This is a genomic window from Phenylobacterium sp. CCH9-H3, assembly GCF_001557235.1.
Taxonomy (GTDB): domain Bacteria; phylum Pseudomonadota; class Alphaproteobacteria; order Caulobacterales; family Caulobacteraceae; genus Phenylobacterium.
This window is the reverse complement of record NZ_LSJI01000180.1, coordinates 12,380-30,850: the sequence shown is the minus strand read 5'-3', so window position 1 is coordinate 30,850 and position 18,471 is coordinate 12,380. Positions and strand designations below refer to the sequence as shown.

Below are 18,471 nucleotides of genomic sequence, written 5' to 3'. Positions count from 1 at the left end.
AACCTCTGGCGCCCGGCAAAGCCGCGGGCAACCCTGTCGATCAGATGTCCGCGATCCTCTTCATCACCCACCCCGAAGTCGTCATCGACCCGTCCGTCCCCGTGCCGCGTTGGCCGCTGTCGCCCAGGGGCCGGGAGCGGATGGAGGCCTTCGCATCGGCGCTGGCCGGCCGCAGGGTCGCGGCCGTCTGGTCCAGCGACGAGGAAAAGGCGATGAACGGCGCCGACATCCTGGCCCGACGCCTGGGCGCGCCGCACCGGGTCGACCCCGCGCTGGGCGAGAATGGCCGGGAGTCCACCGGCTACATCGCGCCTCCGGAGTTCTGGGAGGTTGTCGAGCAGTTCTTCGCCAGGCCGGACGAGAGCGTCCGCGGCTGGGAGACCGCCCGCCATGCGCAGGACCGGATCGTCGCGGCCATGGAGCGGGTCGCCGCGTCGGAGGACGAGGGCGTCTTGATCGTCGTCTCGCACGGCGGCGTCGGCGCCCTGCTGACCGCTCACCTCCAGCGCGTGGAGATCGGCCGGGAGGACTGGCCGCAGAACCCCAGTGGAGGTTGTTACCTTGTCATCGACCGGTCTCCCCTCGCGCTCAGGCGAAGCTGGCGCGAGATGGAGGATCCGGCGGACGCGTTGGCGGTGCTTTAGGCGGCCTTGCCCAGCGACAGGAACTCGTAGCGGGCGAGGTGGTGATCCACAGAGCCGAAGGCGCTCTCGATCATGGTGGCGCGCTTGAAGTAGTGGCCGATGGCCATCTCGTCGGTCATGCCCATGCCGCCGTGCAGCTGGATGGCGTTCTGCCCCACGAACTTGCAGGCCTTGCCGATCTGCACCTTGGCGGCCGAGACGGCCTTGGCGCGTTCGGCGTCGTCCACGACCTTGATGTTGGCCATGTAGGTCATCGAGACGGCCTGCTCGACGTTGATGAACATGTCCACCATCCGGTGCTGCAGCACCTGGAAGCTGGAGATGGGCTGGCCGAACTGCTTGCGCTGCTTGGTGTACTCCAGCGTGCCCTCGTGCAGCTTGCGCAGCACGCCGCAGGCCTCGGCGCAGGTGGCCGCGATGGCTTCGTCCACCACCTTCTCCACCAACGGCAGGCCCTGGTCGGCCGGCCCGATCAGGGCGTCGGCGCCCAGCGAGACATTCTCGAAGTAGACCTCCGAGGCGCGGAAGCCGTCGACGGTCGGATAGTCGCGGGTGGTGACGCCCTTGGCGCCCTTCTCCACGAGGAAGACCGAGATCCCCTGCGCGTCGCGTTCGCCGCCGGCGGTGCGGGCGGTGACGATGAAGTGGGTGGCGAAGGGCGCGCCGATCACCACGGCCTTGTGGCCGTTCAGGGTCCAGCCCGCGCCGTCCTTCTTGGCCGTGGTGGACACGGCGGCCAGGTTGTAGCGGCTCTGCGGTTCGGCCTGGGCGAAGGCGAAGATCGTCTTGCCCTCGATGATCCCGCCGATGAGGTCGGCCGCACCGGCATGGCCCGAGTGCTTCAGGAAGCCGCCGCCGATCACCACCGTGCCGAGGTAGGGCTCGACGACCAGCGCCTTACCGAACTCCTCCATCACGACCATGTTCTCGATCGGACCGCCGCCCAGGCCGCCCAACTCCTCCGAGAACGGCGCGCCCAGGATGCCCAGCTCCTCGGCGAAGGCCTTCCACACCTCCGGCCGCCAGCCCGGCTCCTTGGAGACCACGGCCCGGCGCTTGTCGAAGTCGTAGTGGTCCGCCAGGTAGGCCGCCACGGTGTCCCGCAGCATCGACTGTTCTTCGGTGAAGGAGAAATCCATCCTGGCGGCTCCGCTAATGGTTCCCCTCCCCTTACCCGGGGAGGGGTTGGATCAAACAGTTGTTCGTCGGTTGACCGAATAGCCCGGCCGCGGCCGGCTGTCAGCCACGCTCTGCGAGGAAATTCAGAGCCCGAGCACCATCTTGGCGATGATGTTGCGCTGGATCTCGTTCGAGCCGCCGTAGATCGAGGTCTTGCGGCCGTTGAACATCTCGCCGGCCAGTCCGCGAGCGTAGTCCGGGCCCACCGTGGCGTTCGAGCCCGACAGGTCGCGCAGGAACGGAGCGCCGTAGTGGCCCACAGCCTCCAGCGCCAGCTCCTGCAGGCGCTGCTGGATCTCGGTGCCCTTGATCTTGAGGATCGAGCTCTCCGGCCCCGGGCCCTTGCCGCTGCTTTCGCCGGCCAGGGTCCGCAGCTCGGTGAACTCCAGCGCGGTCAGGTCGATCTCCAGCTCGGCCACCTTGCGGCGGAAGAAGGCGTCCGACAGCAGCGCCGAGCCGGTGTCGGAGCGTTCGGTATTGGCGATGGTCCGCAGCTTCTCGAGGTTGCGCTTGGAGCGCGCCACGCCGGCGATCCCCGACCGCTCGTGCGCCAGCAGCGCCTTGGCGCAGGTCCAGCCCTGGTTCTCATGGAAGATGCGATTCTCGACCGGCACCTTCACATTGTCGAGGAAGACGTCGTTGACCTCGTGGCCGCCTTCCAGGGTGATGATCGGGCGCACGGTGATGCCCGGCGTCTTCATGTCGATCAGCAGGAACGAGATGCCCGACTGCGGCTTGGCGTCGGGATCGGTGCGCACCAGGAAGAAGCCCCAGTCGGCGTACTGGCCCAGCGTCGTCCACGTCTTCTGACCGTTGACGATGTAGTATTCCTTGCCGTCGTCGGCCGTGATCCGCTCGGCCTTCGTCTTCAGGCTGGCCAGGTCCGAACCGGCGCCCGGCTCCGAATACCCCTGACACCACCAGACGTTGCCGTTGTAGATGTCGGGCAGGAACTTCTTCTTCTGCTCGTCGGTGCCGAACGTGTAGATCACCGGCGCCAGCATCGACATGCCGAACGGCAGGATCGGCAGACAGTCGGCGCGCGCGGTCTCTTCCGACCAGATGTACTTCTGAGTGGGCGTCCAGCCCGTGCCGCCCAGCTCCTTCGGCCAGCCCGGCGCGACCCAGCCCTTCTTGGCCAGCACCTTGTGCCAGAGCAGGTACTCATCCTTGGTCAGCGGCCGGTGCTCGTCCTGCGCCTTGCGCAGTTCGGCCGGGTAGTTCTCCTTGATGAAGGCTCGGACCTCGTCGCGGAAGGCGTTCTCTTCGGGGGTGAAGTCGAGGTTCATCGGGACCATCCTCCTGGCGCGGCTTACGCCGTATCGGTTTGCCCGACCCTATACGCGCGGCCTTGGCAGGAGAAAAGATGACGCTAACGTCAACGTAAGCGGATCACTGTGGTGCGGCGGCGGCTTTCAGGCACGCGGCTAACGTAGGCCCCGGTAGTGGCGGCCTAGCCGGATCTGAAGCCGCGCGCCGAGCGTCGGCCAACCCAGCCTCAAACGAAGTCGGAGTCGACTTGTTCTTCGACGCGATGAGCGCAGCCTGAGCGACGAAGAAGCCATACGCGGCCTGAGCCGCGGAATCCTCCGGGCGCCGTTCGGCTTCAACAGCCGTGAGCCCGTAACAGGCATACATTGCGGAGAGCGGATCGAGACGCCCAGGCACGGCGAACCGCAGAGGAATGCGGACCGTCCCCCCAGCGACAGACTGGCCGTCGGCGGTTGTGGGTGTCATGCGGAAGCGAGTGGACAACTTCAGCGCGGCTTCTCCGAAGCCGAAGTTGACTGGAGCCTCCTCGACCACCTTGCAGTCGACGAGAGTTCCCTCCCCATTGACACCGCAGACGATGACGGCGCGCCCTTCCGTTTCGCGGCGTGCCGCTTCCACCGGATAGAAGCGATTGATATCCGCGCCACTCGGACGCTGGATCCAGTGAGGACTGACAATGGGATTTGGCGTCGCTGGAACCGTTGCGGGCGGAGCGGGCGTTGCCTGCACCATGATGACTAACAACGCCGACAACATGGAGCCCCCAACTTCTAAGGCAAAGCTTAGAGTTGAAGCCTCCGACACGCTACCGCGCCCTGCCTAGTCCCCCTGGACGATCGAGAACATGATCGGGATGCGGATCGTGCGGCCGGCGACGGCGGAACCGTCCGGGGCCGTGGCCGACATCCTGAAGAGCGGGGCCAGCTCCAGCGCGGCGATGCCGAACTCCAAGCCCACCGGATCCTCGATCTGAACGTTGCAGCCCTCCAGCGAGCCCTGAGTGGCGACCTTGCACTCCAAGAGCACGGCGCCGCTCTTGCCGGCCTGAACCGCGGTGGGGGGATAGACGTTGGCGATGTCCTGGCCGGTGGGCGTCGCCACCCAGTTCACCGATGTCAGGTCAGGGGCCGGCGCCGCCGTGATCGCGGAAGCGGAGGAGATGGCCGCGGCGGCCAGTGCGATCATGTGGAGCATTTCGGTCCCTACGCTTTGGTTACCTAAGCGTTAAAGCAAGACCCGCGCCAAAGCCAAGCCGCCTTGCGTTCGCCCCACGGAGCCGCCAGACCGTTTCCTTCATGCCCCGTATCGTCACCTACAATGTCCACCGCTGCGTCGGGAACGACCGACGCCTGGACGTCGCGCGGATCGCCGATGTCCTGGCCGCCCTCAATCCCGATATCGTGGCGCTGCAGGAGCTGGACGTCGGCCGGCGGCGCACCGGTCACGTGGACCAGGCGCACGAGATCGGCCAGCGGCTGGAGATGGCCTGCCACTTCCACCCCGCCTTCCGGGTCGAGGAGGAACTCTACGGCGACGCGATCCTCACCTCGCTGCCCGAGCGGCTGGTGAAGGTCGGGCCCCTGCCCGGCTATGCCCGGATGCGCGCGCTCGAGCCACGCGGCGCCCTGTGGGTCGAGGTGGAGGTCGAGGGCCGGCCTCTGCAGATCATCAACACCCACCTGGGCCTGGTGCCCCGCGAACAGCAGATCCAGGCCGCCCACCTCGCCGGGCCCGCCTGGCTGGAACATCCCAAGTGCCAGTTCCCCGTGATCCTGCTGGGCGACTTCAACGCCACCACCAGCTCGATCGTCTACCGCACCCTGACCCAGCGCCTGCAGCCGGCCCGGCGGCTGGCGGCGCGCAAGCAGCCCACCTCCACCTTCCCATCGCCCCTGCCCGTCCTGCGGATCGACCACCTGTTCGTGAGCCCTGGCATCGAGGTGCACGAGGTGAGCGCGCCCTTCGACCCGCTGACCCGGGTGGCGTCCGACCACCTGCCGCTGGTGATGGATTTCGACCTGACCTAGGGGGCGCGCAGGGCGCGGGCCTGGGCGAACAGCCGCTCGCGACGCCGGCCCAGGCGCCAGGAGTCTCCCACGTCGGCTGGGTCGCCGATGTGGTAGGCGGCGATGAATTCCTCGAGCGGCCCGTGTCGCCGGGGATCGATCCGGACCAGGCGGTCGTCGCGGTTGAGATCGTCGATCGCCCGAACGAGACTGCCGCGCTCGCTGCGCGCCTTGGCCACCGCGTCGCCCGTATAGCCCAGGAAGTGGCCTACCAGCCGGTCGCGGAACGCCGCGACGTGGCGGCGCGCGTCGGCGTCGTCGCACTCCACACCCAGCTCGATCTCGGTGTCGAACCCGAATGAGCGGTTGTTCAGGTTGGCCGAGCCGACGCGGACGATGCGGTCGTCGAACACGCTGGTCTTGGAATGGACGATGATCTTCGAGCCGCCCGAGGTCCGCGGATAGAGCGCGCGGAAGCGCCCGAAGATGTCGGCTGAACGCAGCCGCCAGACCATGGCGCCGCGCGTCCGGTCCATGGTCGCCTGGTCGAACCAGCTGGGCGACGCTCCGGTGGTGATCAGCACGACTTCCGGCCCATCAGGCTCGGCCAGCCGCCGTGCCAACGCCTCCGTCACCACCGGCGACGTGAAATACTGGTTCTCCAGGTAGATGGTCTCGCGCGCTTTGGCGATACAGGCCAGCGTCAGATCGCGGATCTCCTGCACGCAGGCCCGCCCCCGCCAGGCGGGAGTCGTTCGCTGGATCGCCACGTCGGCGTGGATCAGGTGCGGCGGCACGTGGTCGGGCCAAGGGTCGCCGCCGGCGTCCTCCGGCGGGACCATCGTCTCCTTGGTCCCGAGACGCCAGCGGTCGCGGAAATGATCGCCCAGCGCCCGCGCAGCGGGGCCGTCGACCATCATCATCACCTCGTGCCGCGGGGCATGGCACTCCTGGTCGGGCTTGATGCGGCGCTGGTCCTCTTCGAGGTGTCCCGGCGTATCCCAGCGGTCCACGCCGATGTCGCCGCCGCCGCAGAACGCCAGCCGATCGTCGATCACCACCACCTTCTGATGGTGGCAGGCGCCGAAGGGCACCTGGTCGTCCAGGTGGAACTTCACCCGCGTGCCGCGGAACCACTTGCGCGCCTTGTGGGGGAAGAACTCCTGGCTCGCGCTGATCGGCAGCGCCGATTTCCAGATCAGCAACCGGACGTCGAGCTCCGGCCGCTCCTCGGCCAGGCGGAGGAGGACATGGCCCACTTCGTCGGGATCGTTGGGCCCGTCGTAGCCGTCGGGAAACAGGCGCGTGCGCGGATCGAAGCCCCATCCCAGGATCAGGATGGACCGCCGCGCCTTCTGCATGGCCTCGTAGAGGGCGGTGAAGTAGGCCTCGGTATCGATCAGGAAGGCGGCCCGCCCCGACTCTTCGGTCCGCCAGCAGGTCTCGCCGGGGATGAACACGCTCATCGACACCTCGCCGCGGTCCGCGCGGCCGCCCTGGCTCAAAGCTTATGGCCTAGCTGTGGTTCCGGGCAAAGAACGCGCGTCGCGCGCAAAAAAGAAGCGCGCCAGGGGGACTGGCGCGCTGGCTGGGAGGCCTGGAGTTGGGCTTGGGACCTATTGCTTGGCGACGTTCGTGCTCGGGCCGACATAAGCCTGGCAAGCGGTTGTGAGTTCGGTGGTGAGGCGCTCCTTGCGGTCGGAGCTCTTCGCCTCCCGACGGGCGCGCTGGAACTCCTCGTCGCCGCGATTGATGATGTACGAGGCCCGTGCGCCGCGTTCGGCCTTGATGAAGCTGTTGAGGGCGGCAGGATCGACCACGCCTTCGATGCTGGTGGCGAGGCCCTTGCACCGATTGGCCTTCAGGTAGTCGACGTCGGTGACCTGGCTGGCGGCCGACGCGGCGCCGGCGGCGAACATCGTGACGGCCATGGCGATGACTGCAGTTTTCATGAGAACTTCTCCCTCAGAATCTGCACAAATGCTGCCCACCCGCCGCCGCCAACTCAAATGAACAAGACGCAATGTTGAGTAATGGGCGATTAATATTTGGTCATGATACGCTGATGTTACATATCCTCATAAACATCTTGTAATGAAGCCGCCAGACGCTGCACAAGACCTTATGGCCAAGCTGGATCCCAAACTGGACGCCCAGGGCGTCAACGCCCTCCTCCGCCGCGCCTTCCCCGACGCGCCGCCGGCCGGCTTCCCACAGGTGAGCGAGGTGTCGCCGGGGCGAGTGCGGGTGGTGTCTCCCTATCGCCAGGGGCTTCTGCGCCCCGGCGGCGTGATCTCCGGCCCCACGCTCATGTCCCTCGCCGACACGGCCGCCTACGCCCTGGTCCTGGCGCACGTGGGCGATCAGCTGATGGCCGTGACGTCCCAGCTCAACATCAGCTTCCTGCGCGGCGCCCAGCCGGGCGACATCCATGCGGAGGCCGAGATGCTGCGGCTGGGCCGCCGCCTGGCGGTCTGTGACGTCCGCATCTGGACTGAGGCGCCGGAGCGGCTGGCGGCGCAGGCGAACGTCACCTACGCTATCCCGTGATGACGGTTTCTCCGGCCAGGACGGGGCCCCCTGCCCCTATCAAGACGCCCTGCATCAAGGTCTGCGTCGTCGACGGCGAGAGCGGCCTGTGCCTGGGCTGCTACCGGCGCCTGAACGAGGTCGCCGCCTGGGCCCGACTCTCCGAAGCCGAGCGCGAGGCGATCCTGGCCGAACTGCCCGAACGCCGCGGCCTGATCCGACCCGAAAAGCTGGCCATGTTCTGATCCGGCCGGCCGCGGGTTGAGAAATCGGAAACCTTGCACGTTCACCCGATGAAAACCCAACCGGAAGTAGCTTTCCCCCTGACAAGACAGGCCGGAACGGCCGCTTCTACGGGTGAGATCGGGTGTCTTCCATCGGCAAATTCGCCATGGTGGCGGGCGTGTCGGCGCTGATGAGCGCCTGCGCCGTCACCGCCATCGACCCGCAGCCCCTGCGCATCGCGCGGCTGGAGGCTGAGGGGTTCGCATCCGGCCCGCCGAAGCCCGGGTCCGGCGCGGTGGCCAAGGCGGCCGACGGCCATTTCTGGGCCGACGCCCAGGTCAGCGGTCAGCGGGGCGGCGAGCAGCAGGTCCGTTTCCTGGTCGACACCGGCGCGACCGCCGTCGCCCTGACCCAGGAAGACGCCGAGAAGCTGGGCATCCGCCCCACCGACCTGAAGTACGGCCACAACGTCACCACCGCTGGCGGCCAGGCCCGCGCGGCCGCCGTGACCCTGGCGTCCATCTCCATCAACGGCGCGAAGCTGGAGAACGTCCAGGCCCTGGTGGTCTCGGACGGGCTGGACGTGTCGCTGCTGGGGATGAGCTACCTAGGCCGCCTCACCCGCTTCGAGGCCACGCGGAACACGCTGCGCTTCGAGCCCTGAGACGGCCGCCAGCGCGCGGTCGATCACGTCCAGGCCTGCGCCGGCCTTCACGCCCTCCACCGTAAGGATGCGCCGCCAGGCCCGCGCGCCCGGCTGGCCGTGGAACAGGCCCAGCATGTGCCGCGTCACCGCCGCCAGGTGCGTCCCAGCGGCCAGTTCGGACGCCACATAGGCCTTGTAGGCCTCGACCGCGGCGAACGGGTCCACGGTCGCGTCGCCGCCGAAGATCCGCCGGTCGGCCTCCGCCAGGATCGCGGGCGTATGATAGGCCGCCCGCCCCAGCATCACCCCGTCCACGTGCTCCAGGTGCGCCTCGGCCTCGTCCAGCGAGCCGATGCCGCCGTTGATGACGATGGTCAGGTCGGGCCGCTCGCGCTTCAGCCGCCACACCAGCGGATAGTCCAGCGGCGGGACGTCCCGGTTCTCCTTCGGCGACAGGCCCTTGAGCCACGCCTTGCGGGCGTGGATCACGAACGTCGAGACGCCCGCCTGGGCGCACAGGTCCACCAACCCGAAGAGGCTTTCCTCGGGTTCCTGGTCGTCGACGCCGATCCGGCACTTCACCGTCACCGGAACCCTCACCGCCGCCGCCATCGCCGCCATGCAGTCGGCCACAAGCGCGGGCTCGCGCATCAGGCACGCTCCGAAGCGCCCGGATTGCACCCGGTCGGACGGGCATCCGACGTTCAGGTTGATCTCATCGTAGCCTTCCGCTTCGCCGATCCGCGCCGCCTGCGCCAGGTCGGCCGGCTCCGACCCGCCCAGCTGCAGCGCCACGGGGTGCTCCACCTTGCTGAACGCCAGCAGCCGCGCCCGGTCGCCATGCAGCACCGCCCCGGTCGTCAGCATCTCGGTATAGAGCAGGCTCCGACGCGTCAGCATCCGATGCAGGACCCGGCAATGCCGGTCAGTCCAGTCCATCATCGGCGCAACAGATAGACGGGAGGCGTGCAAAATCGTATTTTCTCGCTTTTTTTCGGTCACTTAGACACTTGCCCACCAAATCGATTTACGCTCATTTCGACCCGTTTTTCCCCATTTTGTTGCGAAAAGTACAGCAATGCTGTACTTTCTCAGCCTCATGCTGTACCGCGCCCAGTCGGTATAGCCCAAAAGTTGGACAGACCGATGGGAACCATCGTCACTCGGAAACGGAAGGACGGATCAACAGGTTACCACGCGCAGGTGGTGATCAAACGCGGCGGCGCAATCGTTCACCGGGAAACCCGCACCTTCGACCGCCGCCAGGCGGCTTCGGCCTGGCTCGATCGACGGGAAACCGAGCTGTCCGAGCCCGGAGGCCTCTCACGCGCCAAGGGTGAAGATCCGGCCCTCGCCGCCGTGATCGATCGCTATGTCGACGAGTCGCTCAAGGCGATCGGTCGGACGAAGGCGCAGGTGCTGAAAGCGATCAAGAGCTACGACATCGCCGACATGCGCTGCTCACAGATCACTAGCGCCGATGTCGTCACCCTGGCGCGGACCCTGAGCGCGAAGGTCCAGCCGCAGACGGTGGCGAACTACCTGTCCCATCTCGGCGCCGTCTTCGCTATCGCCCGGCCCGCCTGGGGTTACCCGCTGGATCAGCAGGCGATGAAGGACGCGTTCGTGGTCACCAAGCGTCTGGGCCTGACAACAAAGAGCCGCGAGCGTGATCGCCGTCCCACGCTGGAGGAGCTGGACAAGCTGATGACGCACTTCGGCGAGCGCCAGCAGCGTCGGCCGTCCGCAGCGCCCATGCAGAAGATCATCGCCTTCGCCGTCTTCTCCACCCGGCGGTTGGAGGAGATCACCCGCATCGACTGGCCCGGCCTCGACGAGACGGGCAGCCGCGTCCTAGTGCGGGACATGAAGAATCCGGGCGAGAAGATTGGAAACAATGTTTGGTGCGATCTTCCGGACGAAGCGCTTCGCATCGCCCAGGCGATGCCCAGATCGACCAACGAAATCTTCCCCTACAGCGCCGACGCCATCGGCGCGGCGTTCACCCGTGCCTGCCAGCTTCTTGGCATCGAGGACCTGCACTTCCACGACCTGCGCCATGACGGCGTCTCGCGCCTCTTCGAGATGTCGCTGAACATCCCGCGCGTCGCGGCCGTTTCCGGCCACCGGTCGTGGTCCAGCCTCAAGCGCTACACACACCTGCGGCAAGTGGGCGACAAGTATGCGGGGTGGAAATGGCTGAAGGTCGTAACGGCAAAGCCCCCGGGGCGGCCCAAGCGTCGCTAGGCGCGTCCCATCGCGCGCCATGGCGCTTGCTCCGGCGGTCCGCTATCGAACTCCGGTGACCGCCTTCATCGACCTCCACGGCGCATCCGGCGCCGTCTATCGCTTCCGCCAGGCGCCGCTCGGGCCCTTGCCAGCCGCGGCGGGCAATTTCGTCTACGTCGCCGCCAGGGCGCAAGCGGGGCGCATCGTCTGCTGTGGGACAACCACAAATCTCGCGACGTCCGCCAAGGCCTGGGCGGATGCGGCGAAGCAGGAGGGCGGTGTCCACCTCTATGTCAGGCTCAACGTCGCGAGCAGGGCCAGGGCGATCGAGCACGACGACCTCGTCGCGGCTCTCCATCCGCCCCTCATCGCCACCGACCCGGGCTGACGGCGGGACCTCCGCCAGCGGCGCAGATCGGCCCCCGGGTGAGAGGAAGAGAAAGCAGCCCGTCGTCGTGACGGGTTCGTCGCTGCGAGAGAGGCTCGCGGCGCCCGTCGCGGAGCGCCGCGATGTCTTCCTCCACCCCCGCCCGCGCCGGCCAAGGCCGGGCTAGCCTCCATCAGGAGATCACCGAAAAGATCGTCGCCGAACTGGAGGCCGGCCGGGTTCCCTGGGTCCAGCCCTGGGGCTGCGGCGCGACCAAGGCGGCGCTGGCCATGCCGGCCAACGCCGCGACCGGGCGTCGCTATTCCGGGATCAACGTCCTCATCCTCTGGGAGGCGGTCGTCTCCCTGGACTTCCATGCACAGTCCTGGCTCACGTTCCGCCAGGCGCTGGCGCTGGGCGGCAATGTCCGTCGCGGCGAGCGCGGCGTGACCATCGTCTTTGCCGACCGCTTCACCCCCGACGCCGAACGCCGCCGGGCTGAGCGGGACGGCGGGACCCCGGATCAGGTCCTGTTCCTGAAGCGCTTCACGGTCTTCAATATCGCCCAGTGCGAAGGCCTGCCGGCCCAAGTCGCCGCGCCGCCGCCCCCGATCCCTGAGGGGCTGGTCCTGCCGCAGGCCGCCGCCCTCATCGCCGCCACCGGCGCGGACTTTCGGGTCGGCGGCGACCAGGCGTTCTACAGTCCGCCCTACGACTACGTGCAGGTCCCGCGGCCGGAGGCCTACTTCGAGCCGGTCAACTGGCATCGCACCGCCCTGCACGAGCTCGGACACTGGACGGGCCATGCGTCTCGGCTCGCCCGCGACCAATCCGGCGCCTTCGGCTCGGCGCCCTACGCCAGGGAAGAGCTGGTGGCCGAGATGGCGAGCGCCTTCGCCTGCGCATCGCTGGGCATCACCCCGACCGTCCGCCATGCCGACTACCTCGCCGCCTGGCTCGAGCTGCTGCGCGCCGACAACCGCGCCATCTTCCGCGCAGCCAGCGCGGCCTCCAAGGCCGCGGACTACCTGCTGGCCTTTGGTCCCGCATCGACCCCCAAAAGTGAGAGGGGGGAGGGAATTCGTGACGGGTAGGAGGCCGAGAGAGAGGCTCCCGGTCGGCCCGTCATGGAGACTCACCATGACCCAGGTGCAGAAAATCGTCCTCTCGAGCTCGCGGGACATCCCCTTCAACAAGCTGGTGCTGAGCCAGGCCAATGTCCGCCGGATCAAGGCCGGCGTCTCGGTCGAGGAACTCGCCGAGGACATCGCCCGGCGCACCTTGCTGCAGAGCCTGACCGTGCGAGCGGTCCGCGACGCTGATGGCATCGACACCGGGATGTTCGAGATCCCGGCCGGCGGGCGGCGCTACCGGGCGCTCGAGCGGCTGGTCAAGCAGAAGCGCCTCGCCAAGACCGCGCCCATCCCCTGCGTGGTCCGCGAGGATGGCCTCGCGGAGGAAGACAGCCTGGCCGAGAACGTCCAGCGTGCGCCCCTGCACCCGCTGGACCAGTTTCGCGCCTTCCAGGCCCTGCGCGAGAAGGGCCAGACCGAGGAGGAGATCGCCGCGGCGTTCTTCGTCTCGGCCGCGGTCGTGCGGCAGCGTCTGCGCCTAGCCTCGGTCTCGCCTCACCTGCTCGACGTCTACGCCGACGACGGCCTCACCCTCGACCAGCTGATGGCCTTCACCGTCAATCCCGACCACGAGCGCCAGGAACAGGTCTTCGAGGCCCTCACCCGCGCCCATTCCAAGGAGCCCCATCAGATCCGCAGACTGCTGACCGAAGGCGGGGTGCGCGCCTCCGACCGGCGCGCTCAGTTCGTCGGCCCAGCCTATGAGGACGCCGGCGGCCTGGTCATGCGCGACCTCTTCCAGGGCGACGATGGCGGCTGGCTGCAGGACCCCGTCTTGTTGGATCGGCTGGTCGCCGAGCGCCTCGACCGCGAAGTCGTCGCCATCCAGGCGGAAGGTTGGAAGTGGGTCGAGGCAGCGGTCTCCCTCCCCTACGGCCACACCTACGGCCTGCGGCGCCTGAGCGGCGAGGCGGCGCAGCTCAGCGACGAGGGCATCGCCGCTCGCGACGCGCTGAAGGCCGAATACGAAGGCCTTGAGGAAACCTGGGCTCAGGTGGAGGACCTACCCGAGACGGTGGACGCGCGGCTGGGCGAGATCGAAGCGGCCTTGGAGGCCCTCCAGGACCGCCCGGTCGCTTATGCGCCCGAGGATGTCGCCCGCGCCGGCGCCTTCATCACGATCGATGGCTCCGGCGAATTGCACGTCGAGCGCGGCTTCGTCCGTCCCGAGGACGAGGCTCCGCTTCCCGCCACGCCGGAATCCGATGCGGACGCGCCCTCCGCCGGTGACGAGCGCGATGCGGACGCCTCGGCAGGCGCCGAGCCGGTCGCCGAAGCGCCGGACGCCGACGAAGGTCTGCGGCCGATCCCCGATCGGCTGGTGGCCGAGTTGACCGCGCACCGCACGCTCGCGCTGCGCGACGCTCTTGGCGCCGATCCGCATGTGGCGTTCACGGCGGCGCTGCACGCGCTCGCGCTGAAGCTCTTCTATCGCTTCTGCGGCGACACCTGCCTGGAACTCGACGTCAAGAGCGCCGCCTTCAACGCTCAGGCGCCGGGCCTCGCCGACACCGCCTCGGCCAGGTCCGTCGACGCCCGCCACCAGGCCTGGGCCGCCCACCTGCCCAAAGAGCCGGGCGAGCTGTGGGACGCCCTGCGCACCTGGGACGAAGACAGCCGCCAGGCGCTCTTCGCTCACTGTGTCGCCCTGTCGGTCAATGCGACGATCGAGCCGTACAACCGCCGTCCGAAGGCGATCGCCCAGGCCGACCAGCTCGCCCAGGCCGTTCGCCTCGACATGGTGGCCGCCGGCTGGGCGCCGACAGCGGAGAACTACCTCGCACGGGTGACCAAGGCCCGGATCCTGTTGGCGGTGCGCGAGGCCAAGGATGCCGCGGCGGCTGGCCGCCTCGAACCGCTCAAGAAGGACGACATGGCCGCCCAGGCCGAACAGGTGCTCGCCGGGTCCGGCTGGCTGCCTGAGCCGCTGCGCACGCCGGGCGACCGGACGAGCGAAGAGACGGCGGCCGTGGCGGACGAACCGGCCATCGACCCTGACGGCGCCGAGGCTGATGCTGACGACCATTCGGCAGCCCCCCACGCGCACGCCGCCGAATAGGCCGACCTCCCCCCGATCGGCCTGGAGGGGCCCGCCGATGGCGGGCCCCTCTTTCCATGGAGCCTTTGGCATGGGCGAAGACGCCTCCGAACTGGCCGGCCGCCTGGCGCGCGAGGCCGAGAGGGTTTGCCGGCACTATCTGTCGAACGGCCGCCGCGAAGGCGCCTATTGGCTGGTGGGCGACGTCCAAAACCAGCCAGGACGCAGCCTCTATGTCCGCATCTCCACGCGGACCGGCGTCGCGGGCGGTGTTGGCAAATGGACCGACGCGGCCACCGGCGAGCACGGCGACCTGCTCGATCTCATCGCCTTGAACCAGGGCCTCGCACGCCTACGCGACACCCTCGACGAGGCCCGCCGGTTCCTGGCCCTGCCCCGCGAGGACAAGGCGAACCTCGGGGCAGGTCCGTTGCACGCGGCGCCTGGATCGATCCTGGCCGCCCGCCGGCTGTTCTCCATGTCGCGGCCGCTCCCGGGCACGCTCGCCGAGGCCTACCTTCGCCGTCGAGGCCTGATCGACCTTGGACAATGCGCCGCCCTGCGGTTCCACCCGCATTGCTACTATCGGCCGATCCGCGCGGACGGCTGTGACGCGCCCTCGGCGGCGCCCGCGCTGATCTGCGCCGTGACCGACCTCGGCGGTCGCCAGACCGGCGCCCTGCGCACCTGGCTCGACCCCCGGACCGTCGACAAGGCGCAGGTCGCTTCCCCACGCCGGGCGATGGGCGAACTCCTCGGCCACGGCGTGCGCTTCGGTCGCGTGGACGATGTCGTGGCCGCCGGCGAAGGGGTGGAGACCCTGTTGTCCCTGCGTCAAGCCGCCCCGCGCCTGCCCCTCGTCGCCGCCCTGTCGTCAGCCCATCTGGCCGCCCTTCGACTTCCGCCCGGCCTGCGACGGCTCTATTTGGCGCGCGACAACGACCCCGCCGGGGACCTGGCGGTGATGCGGCTCTCGGAACGCGCCGGAGGCGCCGGCATCGAGGTCATCGTCCTCGACCCGATGTTCGGCGACTTCAATGACGACCTGCGCCGCCTTGGTGTCCAGGCGCTTGGAGCCCGCCTGGCCGAACGGTTCGCGCCGGACGACGCCAGGCGCTTCCTCAGGGCCTAGACCCGTCCGCCGCCGGGGACCTTCGTCGGTTGACCGCTTCGCCATGGGCCGAGGGTCGGGCCCGTCCCCGCCCATCGCGGCCTTCTAGAGGGCGATCGGTCGGCCGCCGCGCCGGCCCCGCAACGGCATGGGCCGTCCTCCGCTCCGCTGCGGCCCAAGGGTGCGGGGCCGTCCCGCCCGCCTCGGAGAGATCGCCACGAAGGCCGCGACGGACGCGGCCGAACTGGAAAAGGCCCACCACCATGCCGACGCACCTACACGACGACTTCGAGCCCGACCATGCGAGCTCCGCGACGGAGCAGCTTCTCGAGGACCTGAAGCTCTATGGCTACCGGCCCCTCGACGACGAGCCCGATCCAAGGCCGGCGCCGGAGCCTGGAGCGGTCTCCGCCGCCGCGGCTGACATCTTCGACGCCCTGGTCGCCACCATGACCGAGACCGTCCTGGAGCCCGACCTGCCGCAGCTGCTTTGGTCGATCGTCGACATCTTCCATCGCGCCGCCGATCGCATCCAGGGCCGGCTTGACGCCAACGAGGACGCCCAGAAGCGTTGCCAAAGGGAACAGGACGGCTCGGAGGTCCGCTCCGTGGCGCTGGAGCGGCTCCTGGCCGAGGGACGGAATCTCCTCGACCGCCGCGACAGCCTCGAAGCCTTCCGCGACTCAGCCGCCGACCTCCACCAGAGCCACCTTGGCGCGCCGTGGACCCCGCGCGCGGGATCGCGCGTCAACCACCGCGCCCTGACCGCCACCATGATCGACAGTCGCGACTACCTGGCCGCCAAGCGGCGGGCGGAAACCGCGCCGCTGCTGCCATCGGGCCCGAAGATCGCCTTCACCGGAGGCCCGGCGTACAACGACCACACCCGGATTTGGGACGCCCTCGACAAGGTCTACGCCAAGCACCCCGACATGGTCCTGCTGCATGGCGGTACGCCCACGGGCGCCGAGCGTATCGCCGCTTGCTGGGCCGAGGCCCGCAGAGCGCCACACATCGCCTTCCGGCCCGACTGGACCCGCCATGGCAAGGCTGCGCCCTTCAAGCGCAATGACCACATCCTCGAGCTCCTGCCGATCGGGCTCCTGGCGTTTCCGGGCAGCGGCATCAACGCCAACCTGGCCGATAAGGCCAAGATCCTCGGCATCCCGGTTTGGCGGTTCGGCGGCGCCTGAGCCCCGCCGCTGGACGCGACGACCGTCGCCATTTCTGCTAAGCTCAAGTCGCGCCGCGGTGGTGGTGGAGGCGCGAGCGATCGCACCTTGCCCCGGAGCCCCCACCATGATCGTCCTCGCCATCCTTCTGGCCGGCGTCGGCCTGTTCCTGCTCTGCCGCCTCGCCTTCCTCCTGGCCATCTACGCCCTTCCGCTGTTCACCGGCGCCGTGGTCGGCGCCGCCGCCCATGCGCTTGGGACGGGCCTCGTCGCCTCGGCCCTTCTGGCCGCTCTGGCGGGCATTGTCGCCCTCGCGGCATGTCATTTCGCGACGACCGTCCTGCGGCCGTCCGTCATGCGGACGGTCGTCGTCGCCCTCTTCGCGGCGCCGGCGGCGTTCGCAGGCTACCATCTGGCCCATGGGCTGAGCGCGCTCACCGCCGTGCCGGAACCGTTGCGCCCACTTGTGGCGTTCGCGGCGGCGCTCCTGGTTGCTGGCGCCGCTTGGACACGCATGGCCGCTTCGAAGCCAGGTCCCGGCTCGGACCCGCCGGCCTTCCCCCGCGACAGCGCATCCCAGACCAGCTGACCGAGGCTCCTTCGGCCTCGATGGCGATGGGGTCGGCGGCAAGTGGTCGGGCTCGAGCGTCTGCGCCCCACCCGCCGATACTCGCTCGAACGGTCGAGGCGCCGCGGTCGCCGGTCGGACGCCTCGACAGCCCGCCCTGACGGCCGCGCGGTATGGGAAGGCTCGCCCAGGCCGAGATAGGGTGAGTCCGTGGCCGGGGGGCGCAGTCGGGTCCGGCGATCCCGCAATCGCCGGCCGGCCCTGAGGCGTCCGGCCGACCCCTTGCGTGTCCGACGCTCTTCGTCTCGACCCCGCACCCCGCGCGGTCCCTGCGATGGCCTGATCTGGCCGAAGGCCGGCGTTCGCCTCGCTCGCCTGAGCCGCAAGCGCGCGCGGCGGCTTTCTTCCCCGGGCGCCGCGGCGCCCTTCCTCGCGCACCAAGAAAGCCGCCGCACACCCTCCTCCGCTGACGCTTTGGCTTGGCTGCGCCAAGTGCGGCGGCGACCGCCTTCGGCCTCTTGATCGCCATCGGGACCGCGATGGGCGCGGGCTCGAATGAGAGACCTAAGGAGACACGACAATGGCCAACATCGGCAGCTTCAAGAAGACCGGCGCTGAATTCCAGGGCGAGATCGTCACCCTGAGCGGCCAGGCCAAGGGCGTCCGTATCGTCCCCGAGACCAGCCGCCCCAACGACAACGCCCCCAGCCACCGGGTCTATGTCGGCCGCGCCGAAATCGGCGCCGCCTGGGCCAACACCTCCGCCGAGGGTCGCGACTACCTCTCGGTCAAGCTGGACGATCCGAGCTTCACCGGGCCGATCTTCGCCAACCTCTTCGCCGACGAGGACGGCGACGGCCATAGCCTGATCTGGTCGCGACCGCGCAAGGCCAGCGCCGACTGAGGTTCGCCGCCGGCCCCGCCTCAGGGCGGGGCCGCACGGCTCCAAGGGCGATGCCGTTTTGCGCACCCCCCGTTCTCGTCTTCGCGCCATCCCACCGCAACGACCGGCGTCCATCCTGGCGGCCAACTCGCCGTCACCACGGGGTCGCCATGTTCAATCCACCCCTGCAGGCCACACCGCCGGCCAGCGCCAGCCTCACCGACTACGACCGCCAGCACATGAAGACCTACCTGCGCCTGCTCGACGCCGCGGCGGACGGCGCCGACTGGCGCGAGGCCGCCGCGATCGTGCTCGGCCTCGACGTCGCGCACGCGCCCAGCCAGGCGCGCCGCGTGCACGAAAGCCACCTCGCGCGGGCCCGCTGGATGTCCACCCACGGCTACCTGGACCTGCTGCGCGGCGCTCCTGGCGGGACCGGAGGTGATGCCCCTTAGGCATCGGCGCCCGC

General features: G+C 68.9%; 21 protein-coding genes. 14 read left to right on the top strand and 7 right to left on the bottom strand.

All coding sequences use genetic code 11. The features are described 5' to 3' along the window. The first annotated feature begins 44 nt into the window (after window positions 1-44). Window positions 45-644, top strand: a complete 600-nt coding sequence (locus tag AX721_RS16075) for a histidine phosphatase family protein (protein ID WP_156467202.1) — start codon at window positions 45-47, stop codon at window positions 642-644. Here the strand turns inward: AX721_RS16075 and AX721_RS16070 are convergent. The 4 genes from AX721_RS16070 to AX721_RS16060 form a co-directional block, all read right to left on the bottom strand. Beyond that, complete coding sequence (locus AX721_RS16070; protein WP_068877011.1) at window positions 641-1,783, bottom strand: acyl-CoA dehydrogenase family protein; 1,143 nt, start codon at window positions 1,781-1,783, stop codon at window positions 641-643. The two genes, AX721_RS16075 and AX721_RS16070, sit on opposite strands and share 4 nt — an antisense overlap. Window positions 1,784-1,906: 123 nt before the next feature. Beyond that, window positions 1,907-3,112 carry an acyl-CoA dehydrogenase family protein gene (locus tag AX721_RS16065; protein WP_068877010.1) on the bottom strand — a complete coding sequence of 402 codons (1,206 nt, stop codon included), beginning with the start codon at window positions 3,110-3,112 and terminating at the stop codon, window positions 1,907-1,909. Between the two features lie 103 nt (window positions 3,113-3,215). Next, on the bottom strand, window positions 3,216-3,851 hold the full coding sequence (locus AX721_RS26945) for a TonB family protein (protein WP_082765509.1): 636 nt from the start codon (window positions 3,849-3,851) through the stop codon (window positions 3,216-3,218). Window positions 3,852-3,914: 63 nt separating this feature from the next. Then, on the bottom strand, window positions 3,915-4,289 hold the full coding sequence (locus tag AX721_RS16060; protein WP_068879207.1) for an energy transducer TonB: 375 nt from the start codon (window positions 4,287-4,289) through the stop codon (window positions 3,915-3,917). 101 nt (window positions 4,290-4,390) lie between these two features. Here AX721_RS16060 and AX721_RS16055 point away from each other — a divergent pair, with 101 nt between their 5' ends. Further along, entirely contained in the window at window positions 4,391-5,122 is a 732-nt protein-coding gene (locus tag AX721_RS16055; protein ID WP_068877008.1) for an endonuclease/exonuclease/phosphatase family protein, read from the top strand. On the opposite strand, the gene AX721_RS16050 is transcribed toward AX721_RS16055, so the two are convergent. Next, window positions 5,119-6,567, bottom strand: coding sequence for a phospholipase D-like domain-containing protein (locus tag AX721_RS16050; RefSeq protein WP_068877139.1), 1,449 nt, complete (start codon window positions 6,565-6,567; stop codon window positions 5,119-5,121). The two genes, AX721_RS16055 and AX721_RS16050, sit on opposite strands and share 4 nt — an antisense overlap. A gap of 150 nt (window positions 6,568-6,717) precedes the next feature. Continuing rightward, window positions 6,718-7,053, bottom strand: coding sequence for a hypothetical protein (locus AX721_RS16045; protein WP_156467201.1), 336 nt, complete (start codon window positions 7,051-7,053; stop codon window positions 6,718-6,720). A 172-nt stretch (window positions 7,054-7,225) separates the two neighbouring features. Between AX721_RS16045 and AX721_RS16040 the strand changes: the two genes are divergently transcribed. The 3 genes from AX721_RS16040 to AX721_RS16030 all read left to right on the top strand — a co-directional run bounded on the left by AX721_RS16040 (window position 7,226) and on the right by AX721_RS16030 (window position 8,519). Next, on the top strand, window positions 7,226-7,651 hold the full coding sequence (locus AX721_RS16040) for a PaaI family thioesterase (RefSeq protein WP_068877006.1): 426 nt from the start codon (window positions 7,226-7,228) through the stop codon (window positions 7,649-7,651). Continuing rightward, complete coding sequence (locus tag AX721_RS16035) at window positions 7,651-7,875, top strand: DUF1289 domain-containing protein (RefSeq protein ID WP_068877005.1); 225 nt, start codon at window positions 7,651-7,653, stop codon at window positions 7,873-7,875. Before AX721_RS16040 ends, AX721_RS16035 begins: the two co-directional genes overlap by 1 nt. 122 nt (window positions 7,876-7,997) lie before the next feature. Continuing rightward, window positions 7,998-8,519: a TIGR02281 family clan AA aspartic protease gene (locus AX721_RS16030; RefSeq protein ID WP_082765508.1), complete on the top strand. Its 522-nt coding sequence runs from the start codon at window positions 7,998-8,000 to the stop codon at window positions 8,517-8,519. Here the strand turns inward: AX721_RS16030 and dusA are convergent. After that, complete coding sequence (dusA, locus tag AX721_RS16025) at window positions 8,463-9,476, bottom strand: tRNA dihydrouridine(20/20a) synthase DusA (RefSeq protein ID WP_082765521.1); 1,014 nt, start codon at window positions 9,474-9,476, stop codon at window positions 8,463-8,465. The genes AX721_RS16030 and dusA overlap by 57 nt on opposite strands. On the opposite strand from dusA, the gene AX721_RS16020 reads away from it, so the two are divergent. The 9 genes from AX721_RS16020 to AX721_RS15980 all read left to right on the top strand — a co-directional run bounded on the left by AX721_RS16020 (window position 9,468) and on the right by AX721_RS15980 (window position 18,457). Then, window positions 9,468-10,748 (top strand): tyrosine-type recombinase/integrase, encoded by a 1,281-nt coding sequence (locus AX721_RS16020; protein WP_197422611.1) that lies wholly within the window; start codon window positions 9,468-9,470, stop codon window positions 10,746-10,748. The two genes, dusA and AX721_RS16020, sit on opposite strands and share 9 nt — an antisense overlap. Before the next feature lie 55 nt (window positions 10,749-10,803). Then, complete coding sequence (locus tag AX721_RS16015; RefSeq protein WP_068877002.1) at window positions 10,804-11,118, top strand: hypothetical protein; 315 nt, start codon at window positions 10,804-10,806, stop codon at window positions 11,116-11,118. A 122-nt stretch (window positions 11,119-11,240) separates the two neighbouring features. Beyond that, window positions 11,241-12,191 carry an ArdC family protein gene (locus tag AX721_RS16010; RefSeq protein ID WP_068877001.1) on the top strand — a complete coding sequence of 317 codons (951 nt, stop codon included), beginning with the start codon at window positions 11,241-11,243 and terminating at the stop codon, window positions 12,189-12,191. A 46-nt stretch (window positions 12,192-12,237) separates the two neighbouring features. After that, window positions 12,238-14,289 (top strand): ParB/RepB/Spo0J family partition protein, encoded by a 2,052-nt coding sequence (locus AX721_RS16005; protein ID WP_068877000.1) that lies wholly within the window; start codon window positions 12,238-12,240, stop codon window positions 14,287-14,289. Window positions 14,290-14,359: 70 nt separating this feature from the next. Beyond that, the gene (locus AX721_RS16000) at window positions 14,360-15,400 is read left to right on the top strand and encodes a toprim domain-containing protein (RefSeq protein ID WP_068876999.1); all 1,041 of its coding nucleotides are present in this window, start codon (window positions 14,360-14,362) and stop codon (window positions 15,398-15,400) included. Window positions 15,401-15,642: 242 nt separating this feature from the next. Continuing rightward, the gene (locus tag AX721_RS15995) at window positions 15,643-16,572 is read left to right on the top strand and encodes a DUF2493 domain-containing protein (protein WP_068876998.1); all 930 of its coding nucleotides are present in this window, start codon (window positions 15,643-15,645) and stop codon (window positions 16,570-16,572) included. Between the two features lie 106 nt (window positions 16,573-16,678). Continuing rightward, window positions 16,679-17,140, top strand: a complete 462-nt coding sequence (locus AX721_RS15990) for a hypothetical protein (RefSeq protein ID WP_068876997.1) — start codon at window positions 16,679-16,681, stop codon at window positions 17,138-17,140. 559 nt (window positions 17,141-17,699) lie between these two features. Further along, the gene (locus AX721_RS15985; RefSeq protein WP_068876996.1) at window positions 17,700-18,023 is read left to right on the top strand and encodes a DUF736 domain-containing protein; all 324 of its coding nucleotides are present in this window, start codon (window positions 17,700-17,702) and stop codon (window positions 18,021-18,023) included. Window positions 18,024-18,172: 149 nt separating this feature from the next. After that, a complete protein-coding gene (locus AX721_RS15980; protein ID WP_068876995.1) occupies window positions 18,173-18,457 on the top strand; it encodes a DNA -binding domain-containing protein in 285 nt (94 codons plus the stop codon). Window positions 18,458-18,471 lie beyond the last annotated feature (14 nt).